The organism is Leptospira limi (genome assembly GCF_026151395.1).
GTDB classification, from domain to species: domain Bacteria; phylum Spirochaetota; class Leptospiria; order Leptospirales; family Leptospiraceae; genus Leptospira_A; species Leptospira_A limi.
Genome location: NZ_JAMQPV010000005.1, coordinates 1 through 25,464 on the forward strand (window position 1 = coordinate 1; position 25,464 = coordinate 25,464).

The window sequence follows — 25,464 nt, forward strand, 5'->3', positions numbered from 1 at the left end:
TAATCAAGATAAAGCTTATTTAAAAGCAAGAGGAATCGATCCAGATAAGATAAAAGATGCAGAAATTGGTAATATCGCAGATAATGAGAGGGCAAAGGAACGATTAGTTGTAAGCGGTACTGAAACACCAGAAAGTCTAAAAAAACTGAGTGATAAAGAAATAGCTGACCGAGTAGATGCGCTAGAGAGGAAACTTGAAGCAGAAAATGCAGGAGCAGGTGCTGCAACTGCCGGGTCTCTCGCTTTGATGATGTTAGGTTATCTTGGATTAGGCAGGAAAGAGAATGATAGTAGTACTAAAGAATTAGAACTCAATCAAAAAATTACTGACGCTCAAGAAAAAGCAAAAGCTAAAATTAGTGAACTTAGGCAAAGTTTAGAAAATGCAAAAAACGGGCGCGAAAAGGAGAAAATTGAACAGAAAATACGAAAAATCGAAGCAGACACTGAGAAATCAATTAAACAGTTAAAAATCGACGATTTAGAAAAACCAATAACGATCTCAGGCAAATATCCTAATTTTAAAGACGCATTTTTTACTGGATATAGCTTCAAGGATAAAATCGCAATAATCGAAACTATCTCCAAAAATTTAAACTCAGAGATAAATGATCAGATAAAGAATGCCAAAGATATTGATCCAAATGATAAACGTATTAAAGAACGGATAAAGTTATTAGAGAAAGAAAAAATCAAAATAAAAGCAGAAGTAGAAAAAGCAAAATTGAGTGCTTTAAGCGAAATTCCGAAAGTGCAAGATAAAATTAACGATCTGAAAAATTCAGACAGTAATGTCAGCAAAATTGATAAGATTAAAGAATTGAAAGCAACAGTTTTGGCATTACAAGCCGAAATGAAAGAACTTAACCAAAAAGACAAAATTGTAATTGCTAGAAATAAAGAAATAGATCTTCAAATTAAGATTTTGGATTTAGAGGTTTTAAAAGCTGACCATGAAAATTCAATTCGTAATTTAAATATTGAAGATACATTTGCAAGAACCTCTCTTGAAGGACATACTAAGGCACAATTGAAGGCCGAACAAAAGAAATTCGAAGAGGATAAACGGCTAGTAAATGCAAACTTTGAAAGAATGATTGCAGCTGCTAAAAATTCGGATAAGCAATATATAGATCAACTAAAAGTGGAACATGCAAAAGCAAAAGAAATAATGAATCGTCGAGGAGCGGACTTATCTGCACAATTGGCTGAACTTCATATGGCCCCACTTAGAGACATGCTGTTACAAGGAGGTTCAGCTTTAGAATTTTCTAAAAATTTTGAGAAACTTTCTACTGCGGATAAACGTTTACTTTATCAAGAAAGCATACGATTAGGACAAGATGGGAATGTAATGGTTCCTTATGCGTCTGCTTTTATTCCAGTCGCGAATGGAGAAAAGGTTTATGTTGATGTCGTAGATAGGCCTCAACATTATAAATACTCTGAAACAAATGAGAGTAAAAAAACGATAGGAATATTGAGAGATACGTTACAAGATTCAATTAGTAATAACATTTTGAAATTTGAGAACAATTTAGAAAACTCTTTTGATCCTAATATTAGAGAGCAATATCAGAAAATCAAAACAAAGCGTGGGGAACAAGAAAGCATATTGAAATCAGCGACGGGCGAAATAAGAATTTTTGAGTTAATGCACCCTATTCAATCAATTTCGACTGATCCTGCTTTAAAAAAAGAATATAGCCTATTAAGACAAAAGATTGAAAATGCAAATAAAGAATTGATCAAACTTGAAAAGGCTGAAAAACCTTTATTAGTATCAAATCAAAAGTTGATAGACAAGAAAATTTCAGCACAGGTTGCGATTGATTTAGCAAAAAATCCAGACCTTCTACCACAATTAGATCCAAGTTTATCAAAAGCAGTCACCGCTTACAACCAAGCTCGCACAAACTATGAGGCAATGATTTATTCATCAAATCTGAATATCAATGAGACTAAACCAAATCAGCAAACCTTAGATAGATTTAAAAAAGCTTTAGATGATGCAGAAGCGAATCTTATAAAATTAACAGGTCCGATTCTCGAAATTCAATATAAATTGGGTAATCGTCAGGATTTTGAATCGACTGTAAGTGATGTGAGAAGGATTTTTAAAGAAAATACCATCGTTGATACAGTTCCAGAGACAACCAGAAGAGTAGAACTTCCTATTCTTCAAAACCCAGAAACAGGAGAATTCAGAATTGGAAATGGAGAATCAGCTCGGTCAATTGCAGTGAATTCAGGTCCTGGGTCCGCCTTTTTTCAAGATCAGAATCCGAATCATCTTGCATTGGAAATGGCGGAGAAAATTAGAACTGACTTGAATATAGATGCAAATGTTCCAAGTTCAGAAATAGTTTCTAAATGGTGCCAAGCAGCATCTCTTTGGGCAACTTGCCGCAAAGAGTTTGGGTCTGCCGTGCCTGATAATTTTGTTGATTTTATTATAAAACATAAGGATAGTATCGATATCAAACCTGGAAGTGTGATGTATGTTACAGGTAACCACACAATTATGAATTCTTATGGAGAGCAAAGTGGTAAAGAATGGCATAGGGATACATTTAAAGATACAAATCCCAATATCACCAGAGACCAAGCCTATACAAAAATCGCTGAAGCCATGCAAACTACGACTTCCAATTCTGTGATGATTCGGATTAGTAGCGGGCATACGATTTCCATTCATAGAGATGGTCCGGGAAGCGATTGGATTGTGAAGGATACGGGGCATAGTGATATTAATGGGAAAATCGTTGATCCTGCGAATATTACGAACTCAATTTTATATTCTGGTGGATCCTATGAGAAAAATCTTCCTGAAAGTATAGCATTCCCAGTAACTTCGCCAAAACGGTAATTATGAGAAATAAAATTGTTACATGCTTATTGTATCTTGTTTTTGTTTCAATTTGTAGTTGTAAGACGCAATCAAAAACAGTTGATAATAACTTTTCAAATAGTGAGGGTATTCTTTTCGATTTGAAAACAAGAGGTTACGATATTGATTTTAACAAGCGTAATGGAATGGAGACATATGTGAGTATTTCTCCGACTACTAAAATTAATAGCCATGATATGAAATTAATTTGTAGTTTGCCTAATTTAAATAGAATGAGAATCCAAGGCATTCTCATTCCGGATACGTTTATTAAAGATTTAGAAAATTGCAGCTTAGCAAATTTAAAATCGATAAGACTTGATGAGGTAAAGTTTAATGCAAAATTACTCTGTTCAATTAATGCAGATAGATTTTTTCATGGAGGCATAACCTTTTTAAATACTTCTTTAGACGATGATGGGCTTAATTGTTTAAATGGGATTCAAATATCAGAAAATTTTACTTTGTATGGACCAAATGAAAAATTCACTGAGGCAGGACTTTGTGATTTTATTCACTCGGGAATCAGTATCAAGAGAGTGTATTTATTTCATCTTTCCCTTTCGGATAAAGCTTTTGGTTGCTTAGCCGATTTGCAAGGCGTGGAACACTTCGGTTTCAAAAAAATTAAGGGGCGTTCCGCCAATGATATGAAAAAACTGGAAGACTTATATTTCAAAAAAAATGGTCGTAAAGTCCATGTCGATGTCTTTGAATACGATTCCCTTTAAAGGAATATTTTCATCTACTTAGACTGCATCGTTTTCGAGACATTGATTTTCAATCCTCAGGTTTAATAATATCATTCGCTAAGAAATAGGATTTGGATTTCAAACGAAAGTTCATTATGAAAAAACTTCCAATGTGAATTGAGAATTCTTAAAGACAAAGGAAGTTTTTGGAAAATTGAACTTCAGTAGATTTTGGCGGATCTCTTTGGATGTTAGAATTCGTAATTTCCGCTAAATTCAAAAAGAAATTTTCACTTCATGGTTTCTATATGAAAATTGAATTTGATTTTCTCTGATCCAACCTCTTTGTAAATTCTCATATTGCATTTGCTAAAAAGTTGGTTGATTTGGGTATTGAAGCGGAACAAGCATTTGACGCTAATAACGGCCAAATTTACAGCGAGAGATGTTATTCACTACCTTAGAATTTTCATTTGGTACCTATTTGATTTCCAATTGATTGGTCCGTTGAGTAAAATGTTGGAATTTCCATCCTGCTGAAATTGGTGAATGCAATATGACAAAAAGAAATATCTTATTATTGGGAAGTATCATAGTTATTAGTTTTAGATTGATAGAATCAAAGGTGAACTAATGAAGCTTTTAAAAGGAAAAGATTAAAAAGAGAACTTAACTTAGCACTAGGAAAAATTAAGCTCTCTTCTGCGAAAGGAATTGATTAAATAAATAGTAGACTTATTGCTCCACACAAACAATGGCTTTGCCAATAAGGAGAAGATAGCGCAATTAGTCAATCGAATGTTAAGGTTGCGGAATATTCAAAAAAATTGAAGAAATTAAACGGAGACCAATTACTTGGGGAAATTTCAAAATCCATTAACTTGCCTTCGAGTACAACACTTACCTTAGTAAAAGATGCTGTTGTCATCAAAAAAGAAGTATCTGTTATGAAAGATGGTCAAAAGCCAGTCATCGGAAAGGAAAAAACGATTTCTGTTTTGAATGAGAAGATGAATCGTGCAATAAGTGATTTGGCGAGAGATCCTTTACGAAGTGAAACAATCAAAGATGCTCAGACAAAAATTGACACGGCGCGAGACCAAATTACCAAAGAATCGATGAAAGTTCCGAAAAATACGGGAGAGATACAATCGCTCACAAGTAAGTTGAATTCCTACCAAACAGAGTTAAACAAAGCAATGAGTGGCGAAATTGCCAAAAAATAGGCGACCGACCCTGATTTTGCAAAACAATTACGAACAGATGCACAAATTAAAGCAGATAAGACATTAGCGGAAGCTAAAAATAATCTGACATTATTGTATATTCAAGAACCAAGAACTTCAGATTTATTCGAACCGAAAAAACAATTGTTGGAAAATTTGGTAAAAAATGCAGAATTAGCGAAAGCAAAGGCAGATGCAACGACCGAACAACGAATGAGCTTACTTGTAAAAGAGAGAGATCCCGTAACAGGAAATATCAAACTAGAAACTCTTAGCAGCATAAGTGTGGGACTAGTGGAAAAAGGAAGAGTTCCGGAAACCTACACCGAAACATTCAAGGTATACCAAGATTCTTCTGGAAACCCTTATCTATTGCCAGGTAAAGGCAAAATAGTTGATGCGGTAAGTTTAGAACGTGGTGTCCAGGAAGCTGCCTTCCATAGGCAAGTAGAGAGTATCAACCAGTCAAGCAACGGTTACCTCATAAAACCAGAGACAGGACTAATCGAAAGGAATGCAAAGGGCGAAAAAATTGACGCAAACGATTTCAAAGGACGACAAGACGCATTTAAAGAACTAAAAGCCTCTCTCGGATCTGCGTTTGATCCAAAAACGAATCCGAATCATGCAAAATTGGAAGCAGTGAATAATTTCGAAGAAGTGAGAGGTTCACATGGAACTATAAATCAGTTTAGAACTTCTGTAAATGGAATTGTAATTTATACCATGAATGCTGATTCTGATATGAATTATAATTCAATTCAAATGTCAAACGGGTCAACATGGATGGATGTCACCAATGCTGCCAAATCCGCAGGAGCAATAGAAGTAACGGTAAATTCAATTATTAAAGCAGGGAGTCATAGTCAAGGATTTGCTCTTGATATCGGTTCAATTACAGTTCCAGGGAAAACTGATCCTATAAGTATTAGATATTAAAATGGATCACCTAACTCCATAAGTTCCGAACCACCTCCTGAGCTTAAAACATTTTTAGATAAAATTAAAAATTCAGCAGGAACAACATTTTATGCCACACCTTGGGAAGTAAGAATGAATGGCAAAGTTTATGATAATAAATTCTCTGCAGTTAGACCCGAATTGTGGAGCATCGGAAATTTAGAGCCAGGCAATAAAAAAATAACGCCTGAAATTGAAAATGAAATTTATACGACTATTGCTGAAGCTGCGGGGCTAGATCAAGTAGTGAATCAAGATTTAATCAAGCAGATGTGGAATCATAGACACCACTTGCATGTTTCCGAAGTAGGGTCGCCAGATGGGCACTAAAAAAAAGATATTCGTTTCTCTTGTCTTTTTAATTCTGAATTTTGAGATCGCTGCAGATGAAGTTCATAAATCAGAATACTTTTCGTATTGGTCAAAGGAATTGAAAAAATTTAACTACAGTTTGCCAGATGAATTGAAAGATAGATTTTTTATTTCTAATTTTGATAATGCTGAAATAAAAACGGAAAGAATAAGTATCATTATAAACAAAGTTTCGTTCCCAAATGAGACAATTAACTATGGTATTTTTATTCGAAGTAATGCAATTTCCAATCTTGCATCTAATGTTTACCGAGCATTTTATTTCCAAAACGAAAAACTTTCTCTTGTGACATCGACAGCTTTGTATATTGATGGATTGAAGCGGTATGACTTTGGAGGCATAATAGTTCGAGTAGGGTTAACTTACGAGTACGACGATCATGGACATCTTACTATCAGTTGTTTGGATAAGACTACAAAAAAAACTTTTTACGAAATTGTTGCAAAACAATATTGTGACCAATCGATTGAACTCAATGATGAGAACTCAGTTGTCCGTGTCAGAAGTTATCAATCAAATTGTAATTACGGATGTTTAAGATATTTCCCGTACTTAGAACCGGGTGATTATTTTACTGTAAAGAATCAGGTTAATTTACGAAAGGAACCTACGTCAAAATCGGAAGTTTTGAAATCTTTAGTTAAGGATACAAAAATTAAAATAATAGAAGATACTTTTAAACATGAATATTTTCAAGGACAAGATGCTGCCAACTGGGTCAAAGTTCGTATTGAAGATGGCGGTGAGGGATTTATTTACGGAGGTTTCCTTCGAGCACCATTCGAGCCAGATTTTGTATTGATTCGTGAAAAAGCTGCCAAATGGAAAAAATATACGGTTAAAAATAAAAAAGGGCTTAAATTCCAAGTGTTCATTATCTAAGAAAGATTACAGATACAGTATTCGCCTTACAAGACCTTCTAACTTATTTTAAATTTTTGATCGCCTTACTTCCCTCACTCTCGGATTCTATCGAGGAAAACTTAATAATGTGTTCTCCCGTAGTTATTTCTGGCTTGTAGAGTTCTATCATTGTTGTACAATTTAATATAGAACCGGTTAGTTTTTTCTATATCATCAACTGTTTCATAAAAGTTTGTCGACCAGCGATTCGAAAGAGTTTGTAGATAGACTCTTCCAATCTCTTTAAAGATCCTACTATAAAGGTAACCAAAGCGACTAATTCCACAGTAAAATTGCCCTGAGTGAATCTATAATGATCTTCAAAATTGAATTTTACTAGTAACTTTAATCGATTCACATTTAATTCTATAGGATAATTTTTAAATGTTGATATAGTCTTTGACGGTTCGTAAGAGCTTTAGTCCTCATCCAGACACCTCGAACTCCGTGTTAACTTACACTATACCTTTCTAGGTTCAGTTGTAGAGCTACACGATTAGAATTTTGAGTTGAGTTCTGAGACTGTAATCCAATATCACTATTTCGAGTTCTTCAAAGAATCGGTTTTAAATATCGAAGTTAGTTTCGGTAACTAAAATTATTAGTTCCTTCTAATCTCATAGAATTCTTGTCTGGATCAACCTATGATCTTAATTGCTTAACTAAGATTACCCAATTCATTTAATGACTATAACAAAATTAACATTCTTCTCGCCACTTTATTGAATACGTTAGTATAGGTGGTGATCATGTATTTTCACTCCTAGGAAATGACTTTGTGATAAAAATCATTTTTCTAACTAGAGGATAACTGACCAATGCTTCTTTACGAAACAATAAGGTGAATTTTATACTATCACATCTAACAACAGGAATTGTGACTAAATCTTTGTTATCTCCGCCTCACATCAGACTCTTCCAGAGTCATTATTCTCGCTAATCCATCTTCGGCAATACCTTCAGATTATATACACTTTCTATATACGTCCTTTGTCAAAAAAAGTGTGGATTCAAATCGTATAAAGTACTAATACTTTTGCAGACTAGTCTAATAATATCGATAAAGGCGTTCCATTATTTTGGTCACCTCATTACTTAAAATGCGCCTAACATTAAAATAAAACGATTATAGGTTGGTTAGATTGAGATTGATCGAATGAGGTGACTGTAAGTAAACTAAAGGTGGAGAAAATGTTTATCCTAGATTAAGATGTTTTGGATTATGAGTCGTGCTTTATGCGCTTACTATATTGCTGATCTATTTTGTGAGTAACTTGAAAAGAAAAAGTTAAGCGCGTTCATTGAGCGTCTTGGATAATCTAGCTGATTAACAAATGATCCAATTTATAAATACAATAGCAACCGCATATCGACTTAGGGAATTCCCTGAACCAGGCAAAATATATTTACATAATATTCATAAATACGAATTTTTAAATTATCAGGTAAACTTTTACTGTTGATAGCATAATCGTCATTATGCTATAAGTACAATTCAACTAATTCATAAGAAGACTCTATGAAATATCTAAATCAATTATTCGCGCTGTTTCTTGTTAGTTTATTTATTACAGGCTGTAACAAACCCGATGATAGTAAAGAAATTTGGAAATGGGCAAGTATACTTCCGGGAAATGGGACAATTAACACTGAAAATTCAGAATATAACGAAACTCAAATCATTGATTTAGCTATGAATTCGAATTTAGGAAATAATGGGTTTTACGGAAAATTTGTAGCGTCTGCAAACTATCCAACAGGTATTACCGAAATTCCCATTAACGATTTAATACCTGAAATAATTCCAGGGAATTCTGGAATTCCCGAAACATCCAATCAAACACTTTTAGCAAATGGTGTAGTTGCTTTAAAGTCCATTTCTTTATTGCAACGAGCAAAAATCGAAGCAAATTTATTTACATTAGCACACTGCAAAGGATTTTTTGGAAAAGAATCATGTAAAGGATTTAAAGCAGAACTAACTTTTGGAAAAGAAGCTCAGCAAGAAATTAATTATATTTCAAAAGCTGATACTATATCTATGGATAAAAATTCAAAGATATTAGGAAAGGCATATGCAAATGAATATAAATTAAAAAGTAATTCGCAAATTTCAGAACGTATCACTCCAATAGGTAATCTACCACTATTACCTAAATTTTTAATTGGCACCACTTCAGAAACAAATATTTATGCAAGAAAGAATACTACATTAGAACCCGGTAGTTATAAAAGTATTTTAGTCTCACCAGGAATTCAGTTAAATCTTAGAGAAGGATATTATCAAATAAAATCCCTTTATTTAAACTATAAGTCATCTTTAATCTGCAATGGCACATGTGTAATTACAATAAAAGATGATTTAATTACGCTTCCAAATACCTTAATTACGGCAGCTTCTGGAGATTCTAAAGATCTGTTAATATATTCTCAGAATGCAGATTATCGATTATGGATTTTTTCAAAGCCAGCTGTAATAATTGGAAATAAATCAAATCTCATTGCCAACATTTATTCGCCTTACGGAACAATCGTTGTAAATGATAGTACAAGCATTAAAGGTACCTTAATTGGAAAAGACATTTCTATTGGTAAAAACGCAAAAGTGTACGACACATACATAGGGCAGAATCCTTCTGAACTAAGTTACGATACTTTAACTATACCCATTAACAGAATTTCCATAATAAACTCAACTGGACAAGAATACTCAATCCATAATGGTCAGAAGAGCATCATTTTTAACAAAGATTTTTCTAATAACATAGCCGAATCGATTGATTTCCCAAATACCAATATACCTGCTAGTTTAGCATCGAAAATAAGATTTTATATAAATGGAGAAGCTTATGTAAACAATTCTTCACAGGAATATAAAGTAAAATTTATAACAGATGGAAATCAAAATTATTTTGATGCTATAGGCGAGATTAACATTAGCTCTGGAAAACTCACAGAGCTAAGAATACGGCCAAGTAATAATTTTTCGATGCTTAAAGTATTTGATACAGAATATCTTCTGACTCCTAAATTTGAAATCGAACAATTAAGGTACTTTGGGATAGATAAATTATCGTTAGTTGAAAGGTATGTAGGTGAAGATTCGAAACTTCTTATACAAAATTCTGATACCATAGTTGATGCAAATGTAATCGATCTTTCATCGAATTACGAGACGATCGAAGGCCATCAGCTCATAACAACTATCGTAACCATAAAAACTAACGATATATTTTTAGATGAAGATGGAGGATTGACCAGAGGAGATTCGATTAGCGTTAAATCACTAGGTGGTGAGGTTGGTGATGTGAAACTATTTAGTCCCCATACGGCAAGCTTTTCAGAGGGTGAGCGCTCTCTGGTTTTCTTAAGAACAATTAATGGAATTAAATACGTAACCTTTGGACCTTTAGGAAAAATTAAATTATGAAATTGGGATTAACGAAATATAAAACTTTTCTCATTGTTAGTATATGTTTACTTATTTTTTTAACTACAAGTATATTTGCATATACTACCTTCTTTTTTCGGTGGAAAAGATTTGAAATTCAACCTTTAGTTGGTTTTCATCATAATCTTGAAATGTTTTTTTATGATTTAGAGAATCCTCCACATCGAATAGTTTCTGATGTATTATGGGCAACTTATGCGTCTTGGAACAATGAAGGAAACTCAAATCTCACTGTAGCAGATTTTGGCCAAACAAGTAATCGTACGTTAGCAAATGATAATCACAATACAGTTATTGCAACATTAGATTTAGATATTTTGCAATACTTGTTTTTTAGTCCAAATGCTATAGCAGCCGCGGTTCCATGGGGGAGAGTTCAGTCACTGGAAATTACCGATTGCGACATTATGATTTTTCCTCGACCTTTTTTCATAGACCAAGTAAGTTATTCTAAGTTATCTCTACCAACTGCATTTAAACATGAAGTAGGCCATTGCGTAGGCTTACTACATTCTTCAGAGAATCCAAACGAAAGTGACTCTAATTTAAAGAATGCGTTAATGTATTATTCACTTTATTACGGACAAGTAAAAACTCTCAATGCGGATGATACAGCTGGATTGCATAGTTTATATGGACAAAGAATTAATCTTAATGATTTATTATCAAATTTTTGCAGAGCCATTAATATTGATCCTGCAGATCCATGGTGTATAGTCGTTGCCTGTTTTGCTATAGGATATTGTCATTTATAAAGGTGTTCAAATGAAAAAAATAATTCTTATATTAGTTATTGCATTCGCTAATCTAAATGCAGACGATTCTTGCGTCGTAAATGCAAATGCTACCTGTATCGATTTTAGTAAAAATTATCCTACATCAAATGCGAAAGATTATTGCATTAAAATGTCCGGAGGTGATTACCGATCTAAAATTTGTCCTATAGGCGGAGTCATTTTTCGCTGTAACTTGACCAACGGCAATAGGGAACTCAATATAAATTTTTATTCAGAACGCTGGAATGTTTCTATGAGTTCATCGCAATGCTATCGCCTTCAAAGTTTAATAGCGAAATGAGAATATTGATTAAATAAAGCTTTATGAAATTTTTTTTATTACTTACAATCAATGGTTTTTTGTTGTTTGGTTGTAACATGATTCGATCAAATGAAATGGAAGATAAAAAAAATTCATACATTACTTTATATTTATTAGGGGGAGGGTGCTGCTATACACCTAATAGTCTTCCAAAATCCGGTCGCCCCGAGTTTATCGGTGATTGGAAAAACGTGAATTATACAGATGCCTGTAACCAAACTACTATAAATTACATTTTTGATGATACAATAGTTTCGCTTTATAAAATGCATCAGGTTAAAGATAATTGCAATACAATTAATCAGTATAATCTACAATTACAATGGAAAGTTGAAAGTAGTTTGTTTTGTCAAAAAGTTTGGCTAAATGAACTCTCACCTTGGAATTGTTACTCATATAATTTGAACTCTTCAACTTTTGGATTGGATAATGTCAATTATTTGAAACAATAGCATAAAATTAAATTCTTAATTAAGCGAATAACTTACCTAGTTATCTATGAATTAGGTATGTAAACACCAATCATTCTGGAAGTATGCAGACAAAGACTTCTCAAAGGCCTTACTTTTCCTAATTGCGCTCAAACCTTTTGGACTATACCAGTGAAACAATTGATCAATAACCTAAAATATTTCGTAACCAAGAAAAAATCCTTGTACTTTTTCACATTCCATTGTTTCCTTGAATTGTCTTAGGTGAAGATCCAAAAAGACGCGATTCCCCCTCGAGTTTGCCCTCCTGGGGGACTTTTTTCCCTCCCCAGAAATCTCATAAATTATGTCTCATTGTAGTTGACAAAATCTGACGTTTGGATTTAGGTTTTACTGTCCGGTAATAGGCATTTGTCGGATGAGGTAGGCAAAGACCTCGGATCACTTCACCTAACTTGATCCCCCGCCACAAAAAGAATATTAAATGGTTTGGCCGAAGGCGTGTCTAGGCAAACCGAAGGGACAATATGAGACAAGGAATTTGGATCCCTGCTCGGATAGAGAGTAGGAGGGACCTTTCCATTGCTGAGAAGGTAATTCTTTCTGAAATTGAAAGTTTTACTTCGAGTGGAAAGTGTTTTGCATCAAACGAACATTTTGCGAATCTTCTGGGTTTGAAACCAGATACAGTTTCGCGTATGATTTCCAGACTGAAAAAACGCGGTTTTGTAGTTCAAACAGGTTTTGATGGCCGAAGACGCTTCTTATCCTTGGGGTCTGCTTTGGATGAAAATACGAAGCTAACAGAAGAGACGACTGTCCATTCACAAGCCAGCGTAATGGTTTTTTCCTCTCCAGCCTTGGATGAAACAACATCTCCTCGACAGAAGAATTCAATGACTAGTACAAAAGATCTGTACAATGGTATGTTAAACAAATTTCCAGAAGCTACGAGAAAGGCCATAGAACGTGTATTATTTGAAGGAGAGGTCCCAACTTCGAAGCACTTGGCAAGGATTGTGAATTCGATTACGGCCATGGTTGTGGAGGATGGGTGAGTGTAGTTATACATTTCCATCTAGTTTCGGCTGAAAGTTTATTTGTAGAATTTCAAAAATATGGAAATGTATCAGATTTGACTAATAAAATGGTCGTAATCATATTTAATGAGTAGTATAATAGTCAATAAATCGGAATTGAATGTATCATGAAAATCACAAGAACCTATTCTCGTTTGGCAAAAGAAGCCGGTGCACTTCTCGGAAAGGAAATCCAACTGGCACGAAAAGAAAAGGCCTGGTCGGAACAAACACTTGCCGAACGAATTGGAATCTCTCGGACTACTTTACAAAAAATTGAATCAGGAGATATGACAGTGGCAATTGGATTGACATTGGAAGCGGCCGTCATCCTTGGGATACCACTCTTTGCCACTGAGAGTCCTTCCTTATCACAATCCATTCAAACTGCGTCAGGCAAATTGACACTGATGCCAAAACGCATTCGAACCAAAACTAAGAAGGTGAAAGATGACTTCTAAAGAGGCTTATGTTTGGATTTGGTTGGATGGGAAAGTGGATCCCATTGTTTGTGGAAGGATCGAAGAAGAAAATGGTTACTACTATTTCAATTATGGTAGAAGTTATTTAGAGAAAGCAAAAGACAATGCGAATCTATATTCAATCTTTGAACCCGAATTACCACTCATAGAGGGTAGACTTCCCTTATTAAACAATCTTAAGATGCCAAATGCCATTCGAGATGCATCTCCAGATGCATGGGGAAGGCGAGTGATCCTAAACAAAGTATCTGGTTCAAAAGCAAAAGACACGGGTGATCTAAGTGAATTGTTATATCTTTTAGAATCAGGATCCGATCGCATCGGTGCACTTGACTTTCAAGAATCACCGACACAATACGTGCCAAGAAAACCTACAAATATTTCCTTAGAAGAACTGTTAGCTTCATCAGAAAAGGTAGAAAAAGGAATTCCATTGAATCAGGAGTTAGACTTTGCACTCCTCCATGGAACATCCATCGGTGGTGCGAGACCCAAAGCATTGGTAGAAGAAAAAGAAACTAAGTATGTTGCTAAGTTTGCCTCGACTGCTGACTATTATCATGTTGTGAAAGCTGAGTACATTGCTATGCGCCTGGCTAAGCTAGTTGGAATTGATGTCGCCGATGTTAAACTTACAAAAGCAGCTAAAAAGGATGTTCTTCTCATCAAACGATTTGATCGTATCCGAAAGAAAGATGGATGGACGAGGAAACGAATTGTATCTGCTCTCACGCTTATTGGACTTGATGAGATGTTAGCGCGTTATGCCAGTTATGAAACACTATGTGAAATCATCCGGCACCGATTTGTTTCTCCCAAGGAAACATTAGAAGAACTTTTCAAAAGATTGGTTTTCAATGTTCTTTCCGGGAATACTGACGACCATGCAAGAAACCATGCTGCCTTTTGGAATGGCAATACACTCAGTTTGACACCAGCCTACGATATTTGCCCGCAAGCAAGATCGGGTAACGAAGCAACACAGGCCATGCTCATCATTGGAGAAGATAGAAGGAGCCAAATTCAATTATGTTTACAAGCGAGAAATCAGTTCCTTCTTTCGAAACTAAAAGCGACTGAGATTATAAAACACCAAATACGCACGATCGAAAAAAAATGGAAAACGGTTTGTGAGGAAGCAGAGCTAAGCCAAGTCGATCGAAACCTACTTTGGAAACGGCAATTTCTAAATCCGTTTTCACTGGAAGGAGTGAAATTTTAGCCTTCCTATAACTTTGAGAATCTTTAAACTTAAATCTTAAGTTGCCATTCCTATAAATATTTATATTGGTTATACTAACTAAATGAATCTCTTATCTATATTTACTTCAAATAATTTCAAATTTAGAAATTAGAATATTGATTTAGAATCGTACAGCATTTTCAGCACCTAATATCGATTAGGAAGTAAAATCCATCTCTAAAATTCGACAAAAACGACTCGTTAACTGTCGAATTTGTCGAAATTGTCGAATTTTTACACCAAATACAGCAAAGGGATTCAGTTCACAGGTATTGAATTTCTAGGGGTGCTGCATTGGTTCCAAACGATTTGATCATGGGAATTCGTGTCTGAAACAGGAATGTTACTGAGAATCGGTTCTTTCGTTTGGTACGGGTTAGAACTTTTCTTTTTTTTCTTTTGTTCCTTTGGGAAACTGAATGTTTCAAAAGGAGGAATAAACGTTCTTAAATAATAAGGCATAGACTTTCGTTTATGGATCCAGTGCAACATGCAAATGACGCGATGGAATAATTCAGAATTGAGTTCTGTTTCAGGGAATCTGCGATAAATCCTCTTCATGAGGCGTTTGCTCATTTTGTGGTTTGGTTCGGATACAAATCCAAAGGAAGACAAATCCCAATCTAGTTTATCCAGTTCTTGCCCATGTTCAGTTGATTCTTCTCGTCCGCAGTATCCAAAGTATGCGACACCATCTCCTTTTATTTTCTCCATCCATAGCTTATTTGGCTTCCTTTTAGGACCATTTTTTTTAGGCCGATTGAACAATGATTTTGCTAATTCTTCTCTTAGTATCCTTTTAAAGTTTCTCACTTCTCCTTTCGGGATTAAAACATAACCATGGAGGTGAGGATTGTATTGCCCATCGATTCCATTGCCTTCAAAGGTCATGATTGGTATTTCTAATCCTTTCATTTTATATCTGTAGATTTTTGAATTCATATAATATAAGGTTCTATCAAGAGCCACTTTTAATTCCTTCATATCCGCTACTTTATCACCTCTCGTTAATGTGAATGCATATCCCATGTATCCTATCTTACTATATACCTCATGGTTTTTCTTATTGTAATTCTTAAGACAATTCCAAGTGACTCTGCTCGTAACTCGTTTAACATGTCTTATGTTCATCGATTCTTTTCCGTACTCTCTTTGAAGTTTACCCCATCTTCCTTCACAGATATTGACTATCCTGTTCCTCTTAAACCTTTCTTCCGCTAATTCCTGTAGACATAGCTCGACCATATACGGCCCTCCCGCTTTAAAAATTTCGAAAGTCCGACAAAAGCTCCTGGAGGATTATAAGTCATCGCACTTTCTGGGGTTTTCAAAAGGAGGGCTTTTAGGTCGCCAAGTGATCACCTTGACTAAATTCTATAAAAAAATCGAATATCGGAGAACCGATATCGCATATTTTTGGAATTTTTTTCATTTTTGCTGTACGAAAAATTATTTTAGAATCTCAAATTATTAACTTCATAAAACGGGGTCTTAAAAATGTGGTAATTGATATTATTATAATAAACTTATGTAATTTGATTCCATACTGCTGCATTTGATGCATTTAGTATTGGATTTTGTCAGATGGATTTTTTTATTTCCGGGGTTCTTCCGAGTATATACTCGGAGAAACCCCCACTTACACTAACGCATATTTTGTGCTGCAATTGCTGCAACTACAATAGATCTCCTGAAAAGGTATCAGGGAATCTGAAAGAGAAGATCTCTCTAAGTGATAGGATCCTTAATTTCTTCAACATTTTCTGAAGTGGAGGTCTTCTCTTCGTTTTCTGCTTGAGGTAGAATCGCTTGCAAACGAATGAATTTTTGCCTCTCCAACTTAACCTCTTCAAGAGCCTTTTTGAATTTCGGATCATTTTTAGACCATTGTGTAATGATCGTATGATTCATTCCCAATGCTTTTGCTGCCCTTCGGTAACTGCGACCTTCTTTGATATAGACCAAAGCGGTTTGTTTTTCGGCAGCAAGGCCGGGGTAGCGGTTCTCGATAATATCTCTTCTCTTCAGCAATTCTTGCGTGAAAATCATCAATGCAAATTGATATTGCTCCGAGGATATATTGTATTGTTGTTTGCTAAGTATTTGGTTTTCCAAATTTAGTCTCCTTCGATTTATTACCTAAATTTTACAAAGTTTTCGGATATCGGAGAACTCCTTTTGCAATTTATCGATATTTATTGAAAAAAATTTGGGAAAAGTGGATTTTTTTTTAAGTTTTCTTTAGAATTCGTTCTTTTTGGGTGAAAATGGGCAATTTTTCATCAAAAATTGATGTGGGGAAGGTAGATTTTAATAAAATTTTATCATTTTAGGACGTAAGATGCTGATTCATCGGATTATTGATATTTATAGAAATTTATATCAGTGTATGATTGATTCTGCTCGTATTCGTATCGGAGATGAATGGCTTGGAGTTTGGCCTATCTGTTCCGATTTGGGTTCATTGGAGATATGGATTACAATTACAGAGGAATCCGTTTACCTTTTAGCTTAAAAAAATTTTTTTTAGGAAAATAGTACGAAGAAAAAAATTCGGATCGAACTCGATTAACTTTGAACCAAGAATCGACTGCGACATTCACGCGTAGTAGACGGTCGTTGCGGTGGGTAGGGGAGTGAGGATCGGAAGTGGAAAAACTCTTGAGAGTATAGCTCCGCCCCATGAGTTACAGAAAGGGATTTTGATGTTGGATAGAGAGGTAGGATATTAAATAAAAAACGAGTGAAATTAATTTTGAAACTATAATACGAATTTTACCGATTTATTTTAATCTTCTTACTTTACATCTTCTTTTACTATACCTATTTTTAATTCTAGAAATTCTTAAAAAATTGATTTCCAAAATAAAGTCCTCGGAAACCTACCATTTTGAATATAATATCGTAAGACCCATCTTTATTTAATTAATTTCAAAAATTAGATAAATCTTTCGTAAATCTAGAACTTAAAACTTTTTGATTTTATTCAATTCTTCATGTCAAAAAGGATAATGTTTGCTTTATTTGGTAAGAATTTTTGCAAAACACATTTTATTAAATCGAAAACAGTGGGATATAAAACTGTTTGATCTAGTTTCCACATATTCTACAATTTCATATATACTATGTGATCTACTACTCAACCCTATTCCATTTGGAATTTGATGAATACATAATTGATCAAGAATACTCCACAAAAAACAAAGCACCTTTATTTCTTTATAAATCCGATCATAATGTCATAACTAGTCACTTTAATACAGGGATAGTTTAGTCTTATGTAGTAATTTATTCAATTTTTTATAAAAATTTTTATATAATATATATTTTCATTTTCTATGAATGTTTGTTGAATCAAAATCATTTGATCGATTTCAAAATATACATTTCGTATGCTCTTAGTAGTAACTACATTAATTACCACTCTAAAGGAATTAACTACAGAAAAATAATAATTTTAGTGATTTTTAAGTTAATATAAATTTAATTATAAAAATATTAGAATATTTTTTCTAAATTCAAGTAAACAAAACAATTAATATTTCAATTGCGATGCTTCAGTAGAAGAAATTAACAACTCCCAAAAAAAACAATGCATAACAATTGTTTTTAGAGACATCTCTCTGGGAATTAATATTTAGGCCTTACTCGGCGTATGCTTCTAAGAGAATATTCTTGCCTATCAATAATATGCAGATATCAAAGCCAAATAAAAGAAAACAGGCTAAGCGAATTTTTCATTTGAAATTTAAATAAAACTTTAGAACGCATAGCATTCTGATAAATTTGAACAAGTTGAAGAGCTTGAACATGATGCAGATGCATCACATGTGTATCCAATAAATGAGTTAGGGCAACCTCCAGGTGTCCCAACGAATTTACATTTCACATTATCAATCCCAGCAGAAGTATCAAAATACAGGAGTATATCACTCGATGTAGTCGTAGTTTCGCGAAGAAAGAATCCACTATTTGGTGTGAATTCGACTGTTACTTTAAATTGATATGCCTTTGAAGCAGGATAAGAAGCTAAAGTACCTGACAAAAGTCCAGTAGATGAATTTAAAGTTAAACCATTCGGTAATGCGGGTGAGATTGAAAATGACTTAATTGTAGTATTAGAATTAGCAAGAATCGGAGCAGATATAGTTGGTGATTTGTTTATCGAGCTTCCTGTGCTCATTCCAGTATATTTAGAATTTAAATCAAAAGAAACACTTGCTGGTTTAGAAGCAGATCTTGGAAGAGTACCAAGTAACAAAAGTGTTGTCGTAGTTGTATCCTCTTTCTTTTCTTCCTCACAGGAGATAAAATTTGTCAGAAAAAAAATAATTAAAAATACGGATTTTATAACTTTCATTAGGTTAACGTGTAAATATATTCAAAATTTAGTCAATTAAAATATTACATTTGTTAAGTATTAAAATGAAAAAATTGAATAGAAGTGCTTTACCTTGCCTCAAAAGTTTTGTTAAAATAAATGTAATTTGAGAATTTTTCTTATACGGTAAAAATTTTGACTTTTTCTTTTTAGAAAGTATTCCACCAAACTTTAAAATCCGCAGATTAAAATAGGTTTGGTATTTATGCCTGAGTATCCACGAAGATACCAAGATTTGAATTGATATATTTTTTATTTTTCTTGTATCTCGTAGTCTACGATTCTTGGCAATCCACTCGACAGAAATATGTTAGGTGTATTCCTGGAAACGGGGAAATATTCATATGAATTTCAAGGGTTATTAATACTTTCATAGATTTTCGATATTGTTTGCTTCAAAAATGTTCTTAAATGCGATTTTAGTGACTAAGTTCAATGAAGTAGTCAGCAATAGAGAATACAAACTTTTCCTTCAATTACAGCCATTTATTTCCTTTTGCAATCAATATTTTTACAGAAGTTATTCTAATTAAAGAGTTTAGTAAAGTTTAATCTTGTGTGTATTCTATTTTCAAATCCACGGTATTATTCTCCTTCCAAGGCATCCCCAAAGCCCTCCATTAAAGGTGATCTAAAGGGATTAGAAACCTGAAAGTGTTACCCATGTCCTGAGGCATACAATTTTCTAATTGCGTATAACGAACTAGACTTAACGAAGTTCCCCGACCCTGAGTCCCAGCGGGACGTTAGGGACTGGTATGTAGCTTGCGAACGCAAGGCGAATGCCAGAAGGGGAATTTGCCGCAGGCCGAGCGAGGCCTTGTGCCGAAGCATAGCGGTAAGTCGCTGTTATGCGCTGGACATTAGATTTCCATTGAATCTAAATATCTCTCCGCCTGTATTTTAAATGATTCGATGATTGATTTTAATAACAAATTATTTTCATGTTTTTCTGGGTTTTTATTAACATATTTCAATATCTCATCAATATTTATGTCTTCATCTACAATTGAATAGGATTGGTTTCGATGTTTTGCTAAAGCATTGGCACTTTGTTCTAGAAATTGATATATTGAGATAATTGCTGCGCTACCTGATAAGTCTAAATCTATTTTGTTTAGACCATTTAAAAGAGATGCAGATATACTCAAATGTTTAAGTAGGTAGATCGGATCTTCTTTTACCAAATAGTAAGAAATGTAAGTATTTAACAGGTAAAATATTCCTGAATAATATTTTTTTCTAACGATCAATTCATTGATTTTCTCTAGTAATTTATATTCTTCTTCTTTTTCTTCTAAGCTTAAATGGCATTCGAGTAAATCGATTAAACAAATAATTTTTTCATTTTGATCATCCGTATAATATTCGCTAATTTTGGTAAGACATTCTTTTGATTTCTCATAACACTTAATTTTTTTATAGCAGATTGCAAGGAATCCTAGATTTTCAATGCGTTCTTCTTTTGAGCTAAACTTTCTTTGTATGGAGAGTTCGATTACTTCCTTTATTTTACCTTCTGTGTATAGTAATGGTAATTGGGATTTTATAAATTTCGGGTCAGAGTTATGTTTTAAAGCTTGCTCAAGAAAGTGTAGTGCTTGATTGTATTGTTCATTGATTTCGTATTCCTCGGCTTTACGATAGAGATTTTTAATTTTCTCAATTGTGCTATGTGGATGAAGTTTGTATAAGTTGATTAATTTCTTTTTGTTGAATTTGTTAAATAAATTTGATTTCTTTTTTTTATATTCAGATTGGATATGATGTTGATAGATTATATTAATAAGATACAGAAAGAATGATCCAATTAAGCTAGATAAAACCTGACCTAATTGGCTATCATTAAATAATAAAAAAACTAAAGAAGCTATTGTAAGAATGGCTATAATGTAATTTCTAGATTCAAATGTGTTCTTCATTTTGTTATAATTTCATGTCTTACGCCTAACGAACTAGACTTACCGAAGTTGTCCAACCCTGAGTCCCGACGGGACGTTAGGGACTGGCACGTAGCTTGCGTAAGCAAGGCGAGTGACAGGAGGACAATTTGGCGCAGCCCGAGCGAGGCCTTGTGCCGAAGCGTAGCAGCAAGTATCTGTTATACGACGTGATTTATTTCTGTTTTATTTTTATATTAACGTTATATCCGTGCTTATTAAATAAATGAACTAGGTGTGCTCCACTAATAAGAGTAAGTGGTTTATCTTTTGCAAATTCGATTGAATCTTTCCCGAAATTTGAAGTAGTGACTAGGATACCTTTTACTGCTCCTTCATTCATAACAGTACCAAATAAATCTCTTACAGCACTTACACCAACTATGTTATTGTATCGTTTAGCTTGGATTACAAATTTTCCACCTTTAATTGGGTCTGGGTCGAATATAATGGCATCAACACCAGCATCTCTTGATGCTTGAGTTACTTTTACATCGACTCCTTCTCCTGCAAATTCTTTAGCAAAGATGTCCCTTACTAATGTTTCGAATTTTTGCCAATCCATAGATGCTAAATTATTGTTAGAGTCAATATCATCTATAACAGCTTCAGATTCTATAATTCGTCTATCTTCTCTATTCAAATTCAATATTGGCTTAACAGGAGCGAGGTTTATAAATTCACTTGCTATTAAGCCTTTTAATCCTTTTATACATTCTTTAGCAGAAATTTTAGTTAGATTTAATGAATTAAAATACTCACGTTCTGCTTGTATTGAAACGATGCACGCTATTGTATCATTGCCAGTTTTTTTATCGATTGAGTTGACATAGCCATTTAATACGACAAAATCAATGGAATTGGTATAGACGGATTCAAAAATTTCATGAACAGTTCTAATAGCAATTTGTGATATTACTTCTTCATACAATTCGCTAAATTCTTTTTTCTTGAGTACCTTTGTTGTGAATTCATCTCTGCTAGCAATATATTTATAATCAACTTCTTTTGGCAGAGAATCAGGGTCTGGTAATTCGACATTTACTATAATTGTTTTTCTACTTTCATCAAATAGCAAATCATAGCTCAATGTGATAAAATCAGGATATTTTGATTTTGAAAAAACTAAATCGAGATATTCTTCAATTGCCTCTGGTTCATTTTTTTCGAATCGGCTTTTTAGATCTTCTACTTCTTTATTATGTTTTTCTTGTAATTTTTCAAATTGCTTTTTTTCCAATTCGTATTCTGCTATTTTTCGTTCTTTGTTTTTGTTAAATCTTTCCATTGCTAATTCATGTTCTTTTCTCTTTTCTTCTAGTATTGCTTTTCTTTTGATGGTGATCGATTTAAAAATATATTCAAAGATTGACCATCTTGGAGCTTGTAAAAGATATGAGTTTAAGTCAGGAGGTTGAAGGTCGAATTTGAATTGTTTAAATTTTTTATAATCTTTTAATGATTCCCAATTAATTTTGTCATCAATACCTAATGTATATTTTAGGATATTTTTCATGTTTTTTATATTTTCTAGTGCTTCATTAGTTAATCGATTAGCTTCTTCTAAACCTTCTTCTTTGGTTTGTTGTTTATGAAGTCTATGACCTCTTTTTTCCCATGAGGCCAGTTTGTTTTCTTTTTTCTGGTTAAAGATATACCAATCGTTGGATTTAATAATCGCTATTTCACCAGTATATGTATCTTGTATTCTTTCTTCGTAGTTTGCCATTTTATTTTCCTTTTTATAAATTTATTAAATCATATCGTATAACGCAACTAGGCTTACTGAAGTTCCCTGACCCTGAGTCCCGAACGGGACGTTAGGGTCTGGCACGGAGCTTGCGTAAGCAAGGCGAATGCCAGAAGGGGAATTTGCCGGAGGCCGAGCGGAGGGCTTGTCCCCAAGCGTAGCGGTAAGTCGCTGTTAGCCGAAGTTAATTATTATAATGATTGATCAATCTTTAAATACATCTTCATTAATGTAACGTACTTTCATTGCTGTGATAGACTGATTTTTAAGGAAGACATTCCAATATTTTTTTAAACTTTCTCTCTTTTTAAATAGAAAGTTCCAATCTGAGTATCTATATTGAGCATTGATTGCGTTTTGCCACTTAAAATTTGCAATATAAATTTTTCTAGCTCGATCGGTTTCATTTTCTATTTCCTCCAATACACTTTTTGCATGAATTTCAGGATTGAATAGTTTATATTCATTTTTTAAATATGCAAGATCATTTGTTTTGTAGTAATTAAGTAAACTTTTGTAGAGATAATCGTAAAACTCGAAATAGTTTTTGCAATATTCTGAAATTTCTATTAAATTTATAGGGATTTTGCTCCAATCAAAATTTGTCCAAGTTTGATGATAAGCTTCGTACGATTCCGCTGAATCAAGTAGAAATTTTAATTTGGATGTATCTGCATTAACATATTCAACATGTATGGTATCGCAAAATTTCTCATGGTATGGATTTAAAAAAGATAATTTTTCAAAGTCTCTAGCTGTGAATATTTTTGAAGAAAATTGGTAATAATGTATATACTCATTTTCCTTGAATTCATATTGGTTTGTTAAAATTTTCTCATTTTTAGTGTCATTTATTATTTGCGTAGAGTTACGGTTATCGAAAATGAATCCACGTAAGCCGGTTTGCGTAACAATATAAATCCAGTTACCATGAATACCATCTTCTATATCGGGAAATTTTGTTTTCAGGATTCGCGTTAAAAATTCGCCTTTTATTGCAAAGCCTACTGAATCAGAATATCCTGCCGCATATTGTCTGATATTCAATTTTGGAGCAGTGACATACAATGAATTTGATAATTCCTCCTGTTCTGCTAAATTTCCTTTGCAAGAAATTAAAATGAAAAATAGAATTGTAAGCGAATTTGTAATTTGAGCTGTTTTTTTATTTATCATAATTAAATTTTTTAATTAATTTCGGCTAACGAACTAGACTTGCCGAAGTTCCCCGACCCTGCGGGACGTTAGGGACTGGCATGTAGCTTGCGGATGCAAACGAGTGACAGAAGGGCAATTTGCCGTAGGCCGAGCGAGGCCTTGTGCCGAAGCATAGCGGCAAAATGCGGTTATACGTCGTAATCTTTTATTCTTTAAAGTGATTCTTCAGTATATCTTCAATTTTTTGATCGCTACAATCGAACCATTTCATTAATTTTGATAAGGCAGAATTTCCCCTTTTGTTTAAAATTAGTTTACTAAAAGCAGATCTAATTCCAAAATACTTTCCAGGTGATGGTAATGATTTGGTTGGCAAATCAATACTAAAAAAGGAGATGCCAATACTTGTGCTCCCTAAATCTCCATTATTTTTACGATCATTTATGTCTTTGCTTACTAGATTTAATGTTTTCTGAAAATTTAAAATTTTCTTAGGATTTTCTGAGATTATCGATTCTTGATATTCTGAAATCCATTCTCTCACTTTTGAATATTTTTCCCTTAAATTTAGTGTAGTTGGAATTAAATCTTTCAAATTGTTACACTGTTCTATTACTTCACTGACTAACGGGGGTAAAATAATTTCCAAAGTATCTTGTTTACCTGCAGGAGTTAAATTTGTAAAAATTTTAATCCGTTCTTCTTTTATCCAATCTGTTATTTTTGAATTTATATCTATGGGTCTATTGAAAAAATGAGCTTGATTTAGCAAAGAAGCTCTTATTGGATGAGGTATATAAGCCGAGCCTAAGAGTGCGCTGCGACCAAGATTCCCGGCTGCTCCCCATACAACTTGACCAAAATAAGAATGTGGAGATTTTTTAGAGATTTTATATTCATTTTCGTTCTCCTTTTGATGAACTTTCATTTTATCGGTTACGCATAATATATCAATTGCTCTCTCTCTCGCTCTATAGACTTCTTGATTGAAGGTTGGGATGTCGATTGGAATTAGGATATGCTTATCTAATTCTTTTAAGTTTTTGTCTATTTGCCAACCTTTTGAGAATTTTTGATCATAAAAAATATTTTCTCTTAAGATTAATTCGTTAATTAAAGCGAATAGGCATTCTAGTTGTAAAACGGCTGAATTTATACTCTCAAAATAGTATGAATTTTTTTTCCTATCGATTATGAGCTTATTTGAATCTTCGTAATCAATCCCTTGATCAAATAGGTATGCTAAATCCTCTAGAGCCCAGTTATCCCATAATGATGTATTATTATTCATAGATTTAGATTATGACGTATAACGAACTAGGCTTACTGAAGTTGTCCGACCCTGAGTCCCGAAGGGACGTTAGGGATTGGCACGTAGTTTGCGGATGCAAACGAGTGACAGGAGGA

20 protein-coding genes are annotated in these 25,464 nt (G+C 33.7%); 13 read left to right on the forward strand and 7 right to left on the reverse strand.

The window, feature by feature from the left end; translation table 11 throughout:
- The 12 genes from ND812_RS17920 to ND812_RS17975 form a co-directional block, all read left to right on the forward strand.
- Positions 1 to 2,869 (forward strand): hypothetical protein (locus ND812_RS17920; protein ID WP_265376699.1); only part of this gene is annotated, 2,869 nt, incomplete at its 5' end.
- Between the two features lie 2 nt (positions 2,870 to 2,871).
- Positions 2,872 to 3,621: a hypothetical protein gene (locus tag ND812_RS17925; protein WP_265376700.1), complete on the forward strand. Its 750-nt coding sequence runs from the start codon at positions 2,872 to 2,874 to the stop codon at positions 3,619 to 3,621.
- Between the two features lie 788 nt (positions 3,622 to 4,409).
- Entirely contained in the window at positions 4,410 to 4,808 is a 399-nt protein-coding gene (locus ND812_RS17930; RefSeq protein ID WP_265376701.1) for a hypothetical protein, read from the forward strand.
- A 156-nt stretch (positions 4,809 to 4,964) separates the two neighbouring features.
- On the forward strand, positions 4,965 to 5,747 hold the full coding sequence (locus tag ND812_RS17935; RefSeq protein ID WP_265376702.1) for a hypothetical protein: 783 nt from the start codon (positions 4,965 to 4,967) through the stop codon (positions 5,745 to 5,747).
- 114 nt (positions 5,748 to 5,861) lie between these two features.
- A complete protein-coding gene (locus tag ND812_RS17940) occupies positions 5,862 to 6,098 on the forward strand; it encodes a hypothetical protein (protein WP_135640244.1) in 237 nt (78 codons plus the stop codon).
- Positions 6,088 to 7,023 carry an SH3 domain-containing protein gene (locus tag ND812_RS17945; RefSeq protein WP_265376703.1) on the forward strand — a complete coding sequence of 312 codons (936 nt, stop codon included), beginning with the start codon at positions 6,088 to 6,090 and terminating at the stop codon, positions 7,021 to 7,023. The genes ND812_RS17940 and ND812_RS17945 overlap by 11 nt, the downstream gene beginning before the upstream one ends.
- A 1,540-nt stretch (positions 7,024 to 8,563) precedes the next feature.
- Positions 8,564 to 10,474: a hypothetical protein gene (locus tag ND812_RS17950; protein ID WP_265376704.1), complete on the forward strand. Its 1,911-nt coding sequence runs from the start codon at positions 8,564 to 8,566 to the stop codon at positions 10,472 to 10,474.
- The gene (locus ND812_RS17955) at positions 10,471 to 11,250 is read left to right on the forward strand and encodes a matrixin family metalloprotease (RefSeq protein ID WP_135640241.1); all 780 of its coding nucleotides are present in this window, start codon (positions 10,471 to 10,473) and stop codon (positions 11,248 to 11,250) included. The genes ND812_RS17950 and ND812_RS17955 overlap by 4 nt, the downstream gene beginning before the upstream one ends.
- A gap of 345 nt (positions 11,251 to 11,595) precedes the next feature.
- Positions 11,596 to 12,045 (forward strand): hypothetical protein, encoded by a 450-nt coding sequence (locus ND812_RS17960; RefSeq protein ID WP_265376705.1) that lies wholly within the window; start codon positions 11,596 to 11,598, stop codon positions 12,043 to 12,045.
- Between the two features lie 506 nt (positions 12,046 to 12,551).
- Positions 12,552 to 13,082 (forward strand): helix-turn-helix domain-containing protein, encoded by a 531-nt coding sequence (locus tag ND812_RS17965; RefSeq protein ID WP_135640240.1) that lies wholly within the window; start codon positions 12,552 to 12,554, stop codon positions 13,080 to 13,082.
- 149 nt (positions 13,083 to 13,231) lie between these two features.
- Positions 13,232 to 13,564, forward strand: a complete 333-nt coding sequence (locus tag ND812_RS17970; RefSeq protein ID WP_135640239.1) for a helix-turn-helix domain-containing protein — start codon at positions 13,232 to 13,234, stop codon at positions 13,562 to 13,564.
- Positions 13,554 to 14,807, forward strand: coding sequence for a type II toxin-antitoxin system HipA family toxin (locus ND812_RS17975; protein ID WP_135640238.1), 1,254 nt, complete (start codon positions 13,554 to 13,556; stop codon positions 14,805 to 14,807). Before ND812_RS17970 ends, ND812_RS17975 begins: the two co-directional genes overlap by 11 nt.
- Positions 14,808 to 15,086: 279 nt before the next feature.
- Here ND812_RS17975 and ND812_RS17980 read toward each other — a convergent pair whose 3' ends face one another.
- Both ND812_RS17980 and ND812_RS17985 read right to left on the reverse strand, forming a co-directional pair.
- On the reverse strand, positions 15,087 to 15,857 hold the full coding sequence (locus ND812_RS17980; protein ID WP_265376706.1) for a hypothetical protein: 771 nt from the start codon (positions 15,855 to 15,857) through the stop codon (positions 15,087 to 15,089).
- Between the two features lie 699 nt (positions 15,858 to 16,556).
- Positions 16,557 to 16,943, reverse strand: coding sequence for a hypothetical protein (locus ND812_RS17985; RefSeq protein WP_135640236.1), 387 nt, complete (start codon positions 16,941 to 16,943; stop codon positions 16,557 to 16,559).
- A gap of 274 nt (positions 16,944 to 17,217) precedes the next feature.
- Here ND812_RS17985 and ND812_RS17990 point away from each other — a divergent pair, with 274 nt between their 5' ends.
- Positions 17,218 to 17,343, forward strand: a complete 126-nt coding sequence (locus ND812_RS17990; RefSeq protein ID WP_265376707.1) for a hypothetical protein — start codon at positions 17,218 to 17,220, stop codon at positions 17,341 to 17,343.
- Positions 17,344 to 18,588: 1,245 nt separating this feature from the next.
- On the opposite strand, the gene ND812_RS17995 is transcribed toward ND812_RS17990, so the two are convergent.
- The 5 genes from ND812_RS17995 to ND812_RS18015 all read right to left on the reverse strand — a co-directional run bounded on the left by ND812_RS17995 (position 18,589) and on the right by ND812_RS18015 (position 25,348).
- Positions 18,589 to 19,188, reverse strand: a complete 600-nt coding sequence (locus tag ND812_RS17995) for an Ig domain-containing protein (RefSeq protein ID WP_135640235.1) — start codon at positions 19,186 to 19,188, stop codon at positions 18,589 to 18,591.
- An 884-nt stretch (positions 19,189 to 20,072) separates the two neighbouring features.
- Positions 20,073 to 21,131 carry a hypothetical protein gene (locus ND812_RS18000; protein WP_135640234.1) on the reverse strand — a complete coding sequence of 353 codons (1,059 nt, stop codon included), beginning with the start codon at positions 21,129 to 21,131 and terminating at the stop codon, positions 20,073 to 20,075.
- Positions 21,132 to 21,324: 193 nt separating this feature from the next.
- Positions 21,325 to 22,878 (reverse strand): restriction endonuclease, encoded by a 1,554-nt coding sequence (locus ND812_RS18005; RefSeq protein ID WP_135640233.1) that lies wholly within the window; start codon positions 22,876 to 22,878, stop codon positions 21,325 to 21,327.
- Between the two features lie 225 nt (positions 22,879 to 23,103).
- Positions 23,104 to 24,075 carry a hypothetical protein gene (locus ND812_RS18010; RefSeq protein ID WP_265376708.1) on the reverse strand — a complete coding sequence of 324 codons (972 nt, stop codon included), beginning with the start codon at positions 24,073 to 24,075 and terminating at the stop codon, positions 23,104 to 23,106.
- A gap of 187 nt (positions 24,076 to 24,262) precedes the next feature.
- Positions 24,263 to 25,348: a hypothetical protein gene (locus tag ND812_RS18015; protein WP_135640231.1), complete on the reverse strand. Its 1,086-nt coding sequence runs from the start codon at positions 25,346 to 25,348 to the stop codon at positions 24,263 to 24,265.
- Between the last annotated feature and the right edge of the window lie 116 nt (positions 25,349 to 25,464).

What these genes read in the sequence shown, in the direction of transcription:
- ND812_RS18005 (WP_135640233.1), bottom strand. Translation starts at nt 22,878, where the DNA reads ATGGCAAACTACGAAGAAAGAATACAAGATACATATACTGGTGAAATA.
- ND812_RS17990 (WP_265376707.1), top strand. Translation starts at nt 17,218, where the DNA reads ATGATTGATTCTGCTCGTATTCGTATCGGAGATGAATGGCTTGGAGTT.
- ND812_RS17925 (WP_265376700.1), top strand. Translation starts at nt 2,872, where the DNA reads ATGAGAAATAAAATTGTTACATGCTTATTGTATCTTGTTTTTGTTTCA.
- ND812_RS17950 (WP_265376704.1), top strand. Translation starts at nt 8,564, where the DNA reads ATGAAATATCTAAATCAATTATTCGCGCTGTTTCTTGTTAGTTTATTT.
- ND812_RS17980 (WP_265376706.1), bottom strand. Translation starts at nt 15,857, where the DNA reads ATGGGATATGCATTCACATTAACGAGAGGTGATAAAGTAGCGGATATG.
- ND812_RS17965 (WP_135640240.1), top strand. Translation starts at nt 12,552, where the DNA reads ATGAGACAAGGAATTTGGATCCCTGCTCGGATAGAGAGTAGGAGGGAC.
- ND812_RS17995 (WP_135640235.1), bottom strand. Translation starts at nt 19,188, where the DNA reads ATGAAAGTTATAAAATCCGTATTTTTAATTATTTTTTTTCTGACAAAT.
- ND812_RS18015 (WP_135640231.1), bottom strand. Translation starts at nt 25,348, where the DNA reads ATGAATAATAATACATCATTATGGGATAACTGGGCTCTAGAGGATTTA.
- ND812_RS18000 (WP_135640234.1), bottom strand. Translation starts at nt 21,131, where the DNA reads ATGAAGAACACATTTGAATCTAGAAATTACATTATAGCCATTCTTACA.
- ND812_RS17945 (WP_265376703.1), top strand. Translation starts at nt 6,088, where the DNA reads ATGGGCACTAAAAAAAAGATATTCGTTTCTCTTGTCTTTTTAATTCTG.
- ND812_RS17960 (WP_265376705.1), top strand. Translation starts at nt 11,596, where the DNA reads ATGAAATTTTTTTTATTACTTACAATCAATGGTTTTTTGTTGTTTGGT.
- ND812_RS17975 (WP_135640238.1), top strand. Translation starts at nt 13,554, where the DNA reads ATGACTTCTAAAGAGGCTTATGTTTGGATTTGGTTGGATGGGAAAGTG.
- ND812_RS17955 (WP_135640241.1), top strand. Translation starts at nt 10,471, where the DNA reads ATGAAATTGGGATTAACGAAATATAAAACTTTTCTCATTGTTAGTATA.
- ND812_RS18010 (WP_265376708.1), bottom strand. Translation starts at nt 24,075, where the DNA reads ATGATAAATAAAAAAACAGCTCAAATTACAAATTCGCTTACAATTCTA.
- ND812_RS17940 (WP_135640244.1), top strand. Translation starts at nt 5,862, where the DNA reads ATGAATGGCAAAGTTTATGATAATAAATTCTCTGCAGTTAGACCCGAA.
- ND812_RS17970 (WP_135640239.1), top strand. Translation starts at nt 13,232, where the DNA reads ATGAAAATCACAAGAACCTATTCTCGTTTGGCAAAAGAAGCCGGTGCA.